The 12,653-nt window shown below is 46.3% G+C and carries 12 protein-coding genes; all 12 read left to right on the top strand.

Going from position 1 to position 12,653, the window contains the following annotated elements; translation table 11 throughout:
- The first annotated feature begins 262 nt into the window (after positions 1-262).
- On the top strand, positions 263-2,002 hold the full coding sequence (locus tag ACXHJ1_RS06850) for an ABC transporter substrate-binding protein (RefSeq protein ID WP_457905820.1): 1,740 nt from the start codon (positions 263-265) through the stop codon (positions 2,000-2,002).
- Positions 2,003-2,070: 68 nt separating this feature from the next.
- Positions 2,071-3,033 carry an ABC transporter permease gene (locus ACXHJ1_RS06855; RefSeq protein WP_016822455.1) on the top strand — a complete coding sequence of 321 codons (963 nt, stop codon included), beginning with the start codon at positions 2,071-2,073 and terminating at the stop codon, positions 3,031-3,033.
- An 11-nt stretch (positions 3,034-3,044) separates the two neighbouring features.
- Entirely contained in the window at positions 3,045-3,968 is a 924-nt protein-coding gene (gene opp4C / locus ACXHJ1_RS06860) for an oligopeptide ABC transporter permease (protein ID WP_016822456.1), read from the top strand.
- Positions 3,969-3,981: 13 nt separating this feature from the next.
- Positions 3,982-4,965 (top strand): ABC transporter ATP-binding protein, encoded by a 984-nt coding sequence (locus ACXHJ1_RS06865; protein ID WP_016822457.1) that lies wholly within the window; start codon positions 3,982-3,984, stop codon positions 4,963-4,965.
- On the top strand, positions 4,962-5,927 hold the full coding sequence (locus ACXHJ1_RS06870; RefSeq protein ID WP_090889273.1) for an ABC transporter ATP-binding protein: 966 nt from the start codon (positions 4,962-4,964) through the stop codon (positions 5,925-5,927). The genes ACXHJ1_RS06865 and ACXHJ1_RS06870 overlap by 4 nt, the downstream gene beginning before the upstream one ends.
- A gap of 160 nt (positions 5,928-6,087) precedes the next feature.
- Positions 6,088-7,029: a D-alanyl-D-alanine carboxypeptidase family protein gene (locus ACXHJ1_RS06875; protein WP_016822459.1), complete on the top strand. Its 942-nt coding sequence runs from the start codon at positions 6,088-6,090 to the stop codon at positions 7,027-7,029.
- 233 nt (positions 7,030-7,262) lie between these two features.
- Entirely contained in the window at positions 7,263-8,324 is a 1,062-nt protein-coding gene (locus ACXHJ1_RS06880; RefSeq protein WP_017425988.1) for an LCP family protein, read from the top strand.
- A gap of 45 nt (positions 8,325-8,369) precedes the next feature.
- On the top strand, positions 8,370-8,798 hold the full coding sequence (locus ACXHJ1_RS06885) for a CBS domain-containing protein (protein WP_013373897.1): 429 nt from the start codon (positions 8,370-8,372) through the stop codon (positions 8,796-8,798).
- 189 nt (positions 8,799-8,987) lie between these two features.
- Positions 8,988-9,290 (top strand): MazG-like family protein, encoded by a 303-nt coding sequence (locus tag ACXHJ1_RS06890; protein ID WP_013373896.1) that lies wholly within the window; start codon positions 8,988-8,990, stop codon positions 9,288-9,290.
- Positions 9,291-9,295: 5 nt separating this feature from the next.
- Complete coding sequence (locus tag ACXHJ1_RS06895; RefSeq protein ID WP_016822461.1) at positions 9,296-10,213, top strand: DUF2232 domain-containing protein; 918 nt, start codon at positions 9,296-9,298, stop codon at positions 10,211-10,213.
- Positions 10,214-10,224: 11 nt separating this feature from the next.
- A complete protein-coding gene (locus ACXHJ1_RS06900) occupies positions 10,225-12,213 on the top strand; it encodes a DHH family phosphoesterase (RefSeq protein WP_016822462.1) in 1,989 nt (662 codons plus the stop codon).
- A complete protein-coding gene (gene rplI, locus ACXHJ1_RS06905) occupies positions 12,210-12,653 on the top strand; it encodes a 50S ribosomal protein L9 (protein WP_016822463.1) in 444 nt (147 codons plus the stop codon). Before ACXHJ1_RS06900 ends, rplI begins: the two co-directional genes overlap by 4 nt.

Genomic DNA, 12,653 nt, shown 5'->3' on the forward strand with positions numbered 1-12,653 from the left:
AAAAATAGATGTTTTGCAATTGCATATTACATAAAAAAAGATATTGACGTGATATTATTTTACACTTAAGATAAACCTTAATAAAAATGTAATGGTTGTCAGTGCACAAAATTGACCAAGGGTCTAAAACATGTGTTCTACGCTATCATTAGGAACAGTAAGGAGGATGTGCAAACTTCATTTTCAAACCTCAAGCTTTAGTGAATCACCGCAGGAATGAGACAGGCTGTTAAATAAAGACCGACTAAGGGGGATTAACAGGATGGTGCAAACGAAGAAATGGGTTTCTTTGCTTATGGTGCTTATGATCGTTGGTGTTCTGTTTGCAGGATGTAGTGGAGGTGCTAATGAGGCACAGCCGCAGCAAGGTAATGCGGATAAGAAAACAGAGGGAAATGAAGGCAGCGCACCAGTTACAGAGGGTGTAATTAAAGCGACGGATTTGTCACAAAATCCTCCGGGAGCAACAAATCGGAAAGATAACATTGTAGTAGGTATGACATCACCTAAAGGGGTATTTAACCCGTTATTCTGGCAAACAACTTACGATTTATATGTAGTCAGAACGGTATTTGATTCCTTCTTACAGGTGAAGGCAGATGGTACATATGAAAATAGTTTGGCTGAGAAGGTTGATGTATCGCCGGATGGTCTAAAATACACCTTCCATCTGAAACCAGGTGTGAAGTATAGTGACGGCACTCCAGTAACCGTAAAGGATTATGCTTTTGTTCTCAAAGTGCTGCATGATCCGAATTATGATGGAGAAAGCGATATATTATCTTTTAAGATTAAAGGCGGTAAGGAATACCACGATGGCAAGGCGAATGATATCTCGGGTATCAAGGTCATCGATGATAATACAGTAGAGGTAACCGTTACAGAAGCAACAGCTTATACGAAGGATTATCTGGGTGAGCAATACTTCATGCCAGAAGCTTATTACGGAAAAGGGTTCAAGAAGGGTAACCTGGACAGCATCAAGGCGCTTAATAATAAACCAATCGGCTCCGGGCAGTATGTGCTGAAGAGCTTTTCCCCGGGTCAGCAAGTCGTACTTGAAGCGAATCCAAACTACTTCAAGGGCGCACCAAAGGTAAAATCGGTTATTTTCAAAACGACAACAGAAGAAACAAACCTGTCTATGCTGCAAACAGGCGAAACGGACATGGACAACATCACAGTTACGGAAGACAATGTAGAGGAATTAAAGGCTCTAGGCTTCTTGGACGTGAATATTATGCCGACCAATGGCTATGGATATATTGCATTTAATCACAAGGAAAAGAAATTCCAGGACCCTAAAGTACGTCAGGCTTTAACTATTGGTTTAAACCGTAAAGAGATTGTACAGGGCGTGTATGGCCCATATGCGAATGTCATTAACATTCCACAATCTACAGAATCTTGGTCTTATACGGATGAAGGCATCAACAAATATGAATTTGATACAGCGAAGGCGAAGGCTTTGCTGGATGAGGCAGGCTGGAAGGTTGGTGCTGACGGGATTCGCGAAAAGGACGGCGAAAAGCTGACCATTAACTTCTCCGCAACTGCTGATAATCCAGTAGTAGAGGCCTTGCTACCAATCATGTCCAATAACTATAAAGAGCTAGGCATCAAGCTGACTTCTGAAACTCTAGATTTTAACGCCATTATGGATAAAAAGGATACAGGCAAGTTTGATATGTTCTTCGCGGCCTGGGGCTTAACTCCAGACCCGGACACAACGACTTTTATTACGAATGGTGCACAAAACGATATCGGCTACTCTAATAAAAAGGTCGATGAATTAACGCTTGCTGGTAAGCATGAACTGGATCAAGAGAAACGCAAACAGATTTACAAACAGCTCTATCAAGAGTTGAACAAAGATCTGCCAACTATCTTTATGTACCAACGCAGAGATATGTGGCCAGTGAATGGACGTGTATCCGGCCTAGAAATTACGCCATACAAAGATTTTGAGTTCACTCTGCATAACGCTCAAATCGCTCAATAAGGGATGCCAACCGTATGCTCAGCTCTCACGAGCTGGGCATATCACTTTATTCGTCTGGAGGAATGAATATGAAGCAGTACATTATTCGAAGACTGCTGCAACTCATCCCCACACTTATTGGCATATCCATTATCGTTTTTGCGATTTCAGCCATGGTGCCGGGTGATTATATTACAGCCAAGCAGAACCCGAATATGACCGCCGAGAAGGCGCAGCAGCTACGACATATCTACGGGCTGGATAAGCCGGAATACCAACGTTATTTTATATGGGCCGGTAATATGTTAAAGGGAAATATGGGGGATTCATTACAGCATAAGCAGCCGGTAACGAAGGTCATTGGCAATTATGTATGGAACTCTTTTATTATCGCTTTTTTTAGTCTTATTTTTAGCTGGCTCATTGCAGTTGTTGCAGGGGTATTTTCAGCTAAGTTTCAATATTCCTTATTCGATAAGTTCGTGACGTTATTCATTTTCTTATGTATGTCGCTGCCTTCATTTTTTATTGGTCTATTGGTCATCAAAATATTTGCCCTTGAATGGGGAATTCTCCCGGTTGGGGGTATGACTACAGCAGGGATGGAAGCAGGTTCATGGGCGTATATGGTGGATGTCCTCAAGCATATGTTCCTGCCGACACTCGTACTTACGATGCTGAGTACAGGAAGCCTGACTCGTTATTTCCGTACAGGCATGTTGGAGGTCATCCGTCAGGATTATATCCGTACCGCACGCGCCAAGGGCTTGAAGGAACGGACGGTTATTTTCAAACATGCACTGCGCAATGCCCTGATTCCAGCAATCACACTGCTCGGGTTCGAGCTTCCAGCCTTATTTGGTGGGGCAATGATCCTGGAAAAGGTATTTGTATGGCCGGGTGTGGGGCAGGTCTACCTGGAGTCCATTAGTATGCGGGACTATCCGTTTATGTTGGGCTTCACCATTTTCCTAGCTGTTCTCACGCTCATCGGCAATCTACTTTCTGATGTATTGTATGGCATGGCAGATCCAAGAATTCGCTTGAAGTAGGAGGGATACTATTGTCCGCAGAAACAGTCACGATTGAAACCAATCAAAAGGCGGCGATCCGTCCTGAAGCGTCTCCATGGAGAATCGCCGTTCGCCGTTTTAACCAAAACCGCTTGGCTTTGGCAGGTCTCGTTATATTAATTCTGATGGTTATCATTTGTGTATTTGGTCCCATGATTTCACCTTATCACTTAGATGATTACAAGCTCTCTGACAAAAACTTATCCCCTAATGCGAAGTACTGGCTCGGTACGGATAAGTTTGGTAGAGATATTTTACTGCGTACGATGCTGGCTGGCCGTATTTCTTTGACAGTGGGGCTGGTCGCCACGTTTATTTCGGTCATGATCGGGGCAACGTTGGGTGCGCTGGCAGGGTTTTATCGTAAAGGCGTGGATACGGTTATTATGCGGATTGCTGATATTTTTATGGCGCTACCTACATTGCCGCTGCTTATTATTTTAGGTGCTGTTCTATCGGATTTGAAGGTTGATCCGTCGAACCGTATTTATTTTCTGATGCTTATTATTGGGGTCCTGAGCTGGACGAGCTTGTCCCGTCTGGTCAGAGGGCAGATTCTTACGCTGCGTGAACAGGAGTTCATGCAGGCGACGGAAGCGCTGGGGTTGAGAGACCGCCGCAAAATATTCCGACATCTGCTACCGAACACGATTCCTACTATTATTGTTACGGCTACGCTTGGAGTGGCTGGTGCGATTATTACAGAATCTGCGCTCAGTTACTTGGGGATTGGCGTCGTGCCGCCCACACCTTCGTGGGGGAACATGATATCGGCTGCGAATAATCTGATTGACTTCCGCAAACGGCCCTGGATATGGGTACCACCGGGAATGTGTATTCTAATTACCGTTGTAGCGATTAATCTGATTGGTGACGGCTTGCGTGACGCGCTGGACCCTAAAATGAAGAAGTAGGAGACGAACGTTTATGGAAAATGCTTTGATTGAATTTCGTAACCTGAAAACCCACTTTCATACCTCTAACGGAACTGTCAAAGCGGTCAATGACGTCAGTTTTAAAATTCGTGAGGGTGAAACGCTCTGTGTGGTAGGAGAATCTGGCTGTGGTAAGAGTGTAACTGCGATGACAATGATGCGGTTGATTGATTCTCCCCACACCTCAGACGGACAAATCTGGTTTGAGGGCAAGGATCTCCTAAAACTCAATAAAGGGCAAATGCAGCAAATTCGCGGCAATGACATTTCGATTATTTTTCAGGAACCGATGTCTTCTCTGAATCCGGTGCTTACGATCGGGGAACAGATTACGGAGCCGTTGCTGATGCATACATTAATGAGTAAAAGGGAAGCACGCGCCCGGGCAATTGAACTAATTAATTTGGTGGGCATTTCGCGATCGGAGGAAATATTCAATTCCTATCCTCATGAGTTGAGTGGCGGTATGCGCCAGCGGATTATGATTGCTATTGCTTTAAGCTGTAATCCGAAGCTGTTGATTGCGGATGAACCGACAACGGCACTGGATGTAACGATCCAGGCACAGATTCTCGATTTAATGCGGGATTTGAAGGATAAGCTTAAAACGTCCATTATGCTGATAACACATGACTTGGGTGTCGTGGCAGAAATGGCCGATTATGTGGTCGTTATGTATGCCGGGAACGTTATTGAAGAGGCTCCTGTCATTGAGCTGTTCAAAAATCCGCAGCATCCGTATACTCAAGGACTATTAAAGGCAAAGCCTGTCATTAATCAGAAAATGGATCGGCTATATTCCATCCCAGGGCAGGTGCCAAACCCCATTGAGCTGGGCGAAAATTGCCATTTTCATGATCGATGCGCACATTGTATGCAAATATGCAAGGATCAGGCCCCTCCCTTGAATGAAAAGGAGAATGGCCATAAGGTTGCCTGCTGGCTATATGAGAAAGAAGGAGGGCAACGAATATGAGCGAGCCTTTAATTCAAGTGGAAGGGCTGAAAAAGTATTTCCCAATCACAGGCGGGGTTTTTCAGCGTACGGTCGGACATGTCAAGGCGGTCGATGATGTATCCTTTCATATTCATAAGGGTGAATCGTTTGGTCTGGTAGGAGAATCGGGCTGCGGTAAAAGTACGATTGGACGCACGATTCTCAGATTGATGGATAAGACAGAGGGATCAGTACGGTACAAGGGCGAAGATTTGCACGCATTAAACAAGGAGCAGATTCGTGCGCTTCGTCCAAAGCTGCAAATCGTCTTCCAGGACCCTTTTAGTTCACTGAACCCGAGAATTAAGGTGGGTGAGGCGATCGGAGAGGCTTTGCTGGATCACGGGTTGATTGATCGTAATGAGCTGCGGCAGAAGGTCAACGAAACGCTGAACATTTGTGGGCTGTCCTCATATCACTATGATCGTTATCCGCATGAGTTCTCTGGCGGTCAGCGGCAGCGGATCGGAATTGCCCGGGCCTTGATCTTGAATCCTGATTTTATTGTGGCTGACGAGCCGGTATCGGCTCTGGATGTATCGATTCAGGCCCAAATCATTAACTTGTTAAGCGATTTGCAGCAGGAACGCCAACTGACGTACCTGTTCATCTCGCATGATCTGAGTGTAGTCGAGCATCTGTGTAGCCGGATTGGTGTGATGTATCTGGGCTCAATGGTAGAGTTGGCCTCCAAGGAGGAACTGTTCAGGAATCCGCTTCACCCGTACACCAAGGCGTTGCTATCAGCAGTACCGATTCCAGATCCGACGATCAAAAGGCAGCGGATTGTGTTAAAAGGGGACATCCCGTCTCCGGCTAATCCGCCGTCAGGATGCAAGTTTCATACACGCTGTCCTATGGCGGAAGCGCGCTGTAGAACAGAGGCTCCAGTATACCGAGATGCGGGCGACCAGCATTTTGTAGCCTGTCACTTTGCCTGATACGACATACTGAAGAAGCAAAATATCCGTCATCCTGTAACAAGGATTGGCGGATATTTTGCCGTGAAATAAAAAAAGGTAAAAAAATTGTATCTTTTTTTCGAAAAATTGCAGACAAAATGGATTTTTCATCGTCTAATAAGATATGGAGGTTATTACGATGATGAAAAAACATTGGTTACGTTGGGCTATTGTCGTCCCGGTACTTATTATATTGATTTTTATTACTCTTGGACCCCGCTTGTTGATCGGAAAGCCGAATGTGGATGCAGACGCTGCAGTGCTGATGGACATGCACACCGGGGAATTACTGATGGATGTGAATGGCGATAAGCCTATGCCTTCTGCAAATATGTCCAAGCTCATGACCGAGCTGTTGGTACTGGAGGATATTCGGACCGGACGGTTAGGCTGGAATGATGAGGTGCGAATTAGTCGTTATGCCAGTACGGTGGGTGGTGTGAATCTGTCTCTTCGGTATGGGGAAAGAATGACCGTATCTGAACTGTTCCAAAGTATGGTTGTGTATTCAGCGAATGACGCCGCTGTAGCGCTGGCAGAGCGTTCATCAGGGAATGAGTCCGCTTTTGTGAAGCGCATGAATGAAAAGGCTGCTCAAATTGGGCTGTCACCCGGTAGTCGCTTTAGTAATGCCTCTGGGGCTGGTCAGAGTGAATTGGGGCCGAACCATCCTAAGGATATTCGCGGAGAAACAAAAATGACGGCAAGCGACACTGCAAAGTTGGCCTCTTACTTGATTACGTCACATCCTGAGATTCTCAGAACGTCCAGCCGCACACAGATGGAATTGAAGGATAAGGGCATTTACATCAGTAATACGAACTGGATGCTGCCTTCCTTGGCTGGACCGTACTCTTATGCGGGGACGGACGGATTGAAAGCAGGGTACACAAGCGATGCTGGATACTGCTTCACTGGTACAGCTGAGCAGCATGGCAAACGATTAGTTGCTGTAGTGCTGGGTGCACCGAGCAAGGAAGAGCGTTTCGCACAGACACGGAAGCTGTTTGATTATGGTTTTTCTCTGTCCACCTCTTTTCCGGTACGATTGCAAAATTTGGTGAAACTGTCTCTGCATTAAGATAAAAGATAACTTTGAAAGCTACATAGAATACTTATATAAACGTAAATGAGGGCTTTGACCGTAAGGGCAAAGCCTTTTTTGTCATGAGTTTGAGGAACTAACCACGCCATGGCACTTTTGACAACAAGGTAGCAGACCTTTTATGCTTTGAGGGGAAGTTTCCGCTTCATGAGGGATCAATCCGGTTTAATGAAGAGATGGGATTTGTGGACGAAAGAAGGAAGGAAGCCATGATGGAGAGAAGACATAAGAGAAGGACCCGTGGAAAGCCCAAAAAGAAAAAGAGGTTTACCGCTCTATATATTTCATGTATTGTCTTGCTTTTAGTGGCAGTAGGGGGCTATCTATTCCGCAAACAGCTGACGCTCGTGGCTTTTGACTGGTTTGTGTCACCGACGCTGGAAAGCAAGCTGGAGAAATCCTACCAGCCTCGTCAATCCAAGGAACAACAGCCCCAAGAGACCGTTGCTTACCAGAAGGAGCCTTTTTCGGTGTTATTACTGGGGACAGATCAACGGCCCAATGAAAAGGCACGTGGTCGCTCAGATACGGTGATATATGCTGCTGTACGGCCCGCAGAATCGCGTGTGCTCTTGATTTCTATCCCAAGGGATACGTATGTACAGATTGCCGGACATGATTCCAATCGAGATGGCGAGGATGATTTTGATAAGTTGGGGCATGCTTATGCGTTCGGAGGCGAGGATATGTCCATGGGCACTGTAGAGAAGCTGATGGAGCATAAGGTCGATTATTATGCTACGATTAATTTCCAGGGTATTCAGGATGCCGTGAATGCAGTGGGCGGAGTAGTGTTACCTATCGACCAGCCCATCGAGAATAAAAACCCGCTGCATATCAAGTTCCGTATTGAGGCGGGCAAGCCGCTTTATAATGGTGAAGAAGCGATGTATTATGTTAGGTATCGGGAAGATAGCGACTTCAACCGCACAAAACGTCAGCAAATTTTTTTGAACGCAATGGCGGATAGGCTGCTGAATATCGACGGAATTACCAAGATCCCGGAGTTGCTCGATATCATGGGGGCCAATTTCACAACGGATATGGAACCTGCCTTTATTACTGGGCTTGGCAAGCAAGCTATTTCACAAGGGAATCCACAAATCTCAAGTTTTACGATTACGGGGGAAGGGTTCAAGAAGAAGGGCCTGTACTATGACCGGGCTAATGAACAGGAACTTGAATATGCCAGACTTATGATTGCGAACTGGCTAGACTCTGATACAACCCCGCAGACGCTGAGGCTTCCCGACAAACAGGACATTCAGTGAGTAATCAATGGATTTATATTTGATTTTGAGGGGGATTCGTTTCTCATGAATATTGCTTTTTTCTTGCTTCCCAAACAAGAGGTCGCTTGTGTAACGGCGGATGCTACTCTACGGCAAACATTGGAACGAATGGAATATCACCGGTTCACAGCGGTTCCTATTTTGGATAAGGAAGGTAGATATACGGGTACGGTTACAGAGGGTGACCTATTGTGGCATATGAAAGAGTCCGAGGGGAAAATCACCTTTGAAAACGCTTCTAAGTTTATGCTCAAGGACGTTCCGCTGCGGGTTTCGATGAAACCTGTATCCATTGATGCCAATATGGAGGATCTGATTAATTTGGCGAAGGTACAAAACTTTGTGCCCGTTGTGGATGATATGGAACGGTTTATCGGTATCGTGCGCCGCAGCCAAATTATTGAGTATTGTGAGAAATTTGTGTCCAAGGAATCGCTTAATACTTCAAGCTAAAATAAGCAGCAAAGCCGCACTGAAGATTACTATTACCCTAGGGGCTAACAGTGTTGACATGGGCTTATAATAAGTAGCAAAGCTGCTCTGAAAATAACGATTTACCCTATGGGGTAACAGTTATTTTCAAAATAGGATATGCTATAATGGAGAATAAAGCTTTTTCAGAGGGGTGTGACTCTTCATCATATGCCTAAAGAAATGGATGTAGTTAAACGAGCCAAGGTTATTGAATGGCTTAAAACAGAGGTGCTTGACCAAGTCTCCCGTCTGTTTAAGGCGATGTGGGAAGGCAGTACAGTCCGTATTGGTGACTGTTTGGCCAGCCTGGTGATGAGCAGTTATATTCTGGGGAGGCGTCTTGGGGTGTCTTACCGTGAATTGGATGATCTACTCATCGACAAGCTAAGAAAGCACAGAAAAGAAGGACACCAGCTGGAGGATTGGTATCAGGACATTTCCGCACTGGAAGAACATATGCGTAAGAGGTGAAAACGTTGAAATTCCGCTTGGCCACTGTAGCATGGAGCGTTATTTATTTGCTTCTGCTGCTGACTCTATTGACACCATTTAGAATTATTACCGTATTTTTTCTGATTGTGCCTGGCGCTGTATTGTTTTCATCGCTGCCTTTCAAAGGATTTCTGGTTCACGTCATACCGGTGCTTTTAATTATAGCGCTACTCGATGTGTATTCGCTGCTTCCTGCGATTTACTTTCTGATTCCTTCTATATTGATGGGACGGATATATAAAAAGGGAGGATCTGCTTTTCAGGCGTTGATGACCGGAACGGGCATTATTTTGGCCGAATTGTTGTTTGTACTGTTTATCGCTACGTATTCCTTCGGGTTTGATCTTTCGCAGTCCCTTCGGGATCAGGCCGAGATATCGGCCAGTATTGTACAGCAGATTTTAAGTGCGAATCCGATGTTTGCGAATATGAGCTGGACAGCTGAAGATACGCAGAAACTCGGTACAATGCTGATTGGTAAAGTTCCATATGTGATGATCGTCAGCTCGTTTATACTGGCAGTGATCACACATGCTTTGGCACGTCCAGCATTGAGCAGTCTCGATGTTCCGGTACGTAAAATGAAGCCTGCCCGCGAGTGGATGCTACCACGCACGCTGATCTGGTACTATCTGCTGGCAATTGTAATTGGATGGATAGCGGATTCCTCCGATAGCAGCTGGATTCAAACGGTTTCCATTAGTATGCTACCGCTGATCCATGCATGTTTTATTATCCAGACAATTGGTTTTGTATACTTCTGGACGCATAGCCGTAAAATGAGCCCAGTGATTGCGTTGCTGCTGTCGCTCGTCGTTCTGGTGTTCCAGCCGCTCCGCATTATAGGTATTATTGATTTGGCCTTTCCGCTGCGTGAAGCTATTACAAGATCAAAGAAATAGGGTGAACAGTCATGCCTAAATTTCTACAAAAACGCTGGCACGGCTATCAGACGGTCTGGGCGTTTTTACTGCTGCTGGTGCTTGTCATATGTATTTCCATGTACAACTGGGAACTGGGTGTGATAGGACTGCTGCTATCATTCTTGCTCGGCGGATTGATGCTGAAGACGGAGCTGGATTTTCGTCGGGAACTGAATCAATATATCAGTGGCCTTTCCTTCCGGATCAAGCGGGTGGAGGGAGAAGCGATCAGTACACTGCCGTTCGGTATCATTTTATACAGTGAAAATCGGACGGTAGAATGGCACAATCGCTTTGCCAGTGAGATGTTCGAGGAGCAATCGTTGATTGGAGAGCCCCTTCAAGATTTGTTTCCTCAACTCGCAAACGCTCTAAGCACTAAAAAGGAAACGAAAGAGTCTGCTCGTGAACTAAAGGTGGAATTACAGCATGATGAGCGTCATTATCAGTTTCTAATCGTGCCTGATGAGCGTCTGATATATTTGTATGAAGTGACGGAGCTCGCGGTACTGCGCAAGCAGTATGAGAACGAGCGGTTAGCGCTTGGTATTGTCATGCTTGATAATATGGACGAGGCTGCTCAGGGAATGGACGATCAGCAGCGTACCGCGCTTATTGCGAAAGTTTCCAGCGAGATTACGTCTTGGGCCAATCAATACAATATTTATTTGCGCCGGTTGTCATCTGAGCGTTATCTTATTATGCTGAATCATAAAGCACTCCAGGAGCTGGAGCAAAGCCGATTCGTCATTTTGGATACCGTGCGGGAAATGACAGCAGATTTGAAAGTACCGATGACATTGAGCATTGGCTTGTCTTTCGGCGCAGAGAGTATCAAGGAGCTGGGCGAGCTAGCTCAATCCAGTCTAGATATGGCGCTTGGGCGTGGGGGAGATCAGGCAGCAGTGAAAGCGGGACAGCGCCTGTCCTTTTACGGAGGCAAGTCCAATGCTGTCGAGAAGCGTACCAGGGTCCGAGCCCGAGTCATTGCGCATGCGTTGCGTGATCTGATGCAGGAGAGCGACCGTGTGCTGATTATGGGACACAAAATACCGGACATGGATGCAATAGGAGCAGCTATCGGTGTGTGGAAGGCTGCGGCACTTTACAATGTAGAGGCCCATATCGTACTGGACAAATCCAATCCGTCTATTGACCGAATGATGGAGCAGGTAAACAAGGATGAGAAGCTGTCGCAAGCGCTCATGACACCGGAGCAGTCGCTTCAGGTGATGACCGAGCATAGCCTGCTGGTTGTGGTGGATACGCACAAGGCGTCAATGACGATTGAGCCGCGTCTGGTGCAGACGGCCAGCCGGGTGGTGGTTGTGGATCATCACCGTCGGGGCGAGGAATTTATTAATGATTCTGTTCTGATCTATTTGGAGCCATACGCGTCATCGGCCTGTGAACTGGTGACTGAGCTGCTGCAATATATCCATGAAAAGGTCCAGCTGACACCGCTGGAGGCAACATCACTGCTGGCGGGGATTACGGTGGATACCAAGCATTTCTCCCTGCATACAGGCTCACGCACGTTTGAGGCAGCTGGCTTCTTAAGACGTAGTGGAGCAGATACAGTGATGATCCAGCGCATGTTAAAAGAGGACCTGGATGAATATATTGCTAAGGCGGAAATTATTAAGCATGCTAAAATGATATATGGGCATATCGCAATTGCGGTGACCGAGCCCGGACAAAAAATACCGCAGCTCCTGATTGCTCAGGTGGCGGATTCATTACTCAATATGACGGATGTACTGGCCTCCTTTGTGGTCAGTGAACGTCCTGACGGCCTGGTGGGGATCAGCGCCCGATCACTCGGACGCATGAACGTACAGGTCGTCATGGAACGGCTAGGCGGCGGAGGACATCTGACGAATGCGGCGGTTCAGCTGGATTGCTCGCTGGAGGAAGCTAAGCGCAGAGTGGTCGACGTACTGGCCGAAATTGATGGGGAAGAGGGGTTATTTGAATGAAAGTAATATTCATTAAAGATATGAAGGGCCAAGGTAAGAAGGGGCAGGTTAAGGAAGTATCCGACGGTTATGCAGCGAATTTTCTGTTGCCGCGTGGGATTGCCCGTCCAGCAACGGAAGGAAATATGAAGACGCTGGAAAACCAAAATGCTGCTGAGGAGAAACGCAAGCAAGAGGAAAAGGAAGAGGCACAAGTACTCGGCAAAAAGCTGGAAGAGACTACAATTCAGCTCAAAGCAAAGGCTGGAGAAGGAGGACGTCTGTTCGGCGCGATTACAAGCAAGCAAATCGCAGAGGCTGTTGCTAAAACAGGCATCAAGCTGGACAAACGCAAAATCGAGCTGGAAGAACCGATTCGTACGTTGGGCGTGACTCAAATGACCGTCAAGCTTCATCCTGAGGTCAAAGCTACGCTGAAAGTACAGGTGACTGAAGAATAA

The organism is Paenibacillus sp. ALE2 (assembly GCF_054113385.1).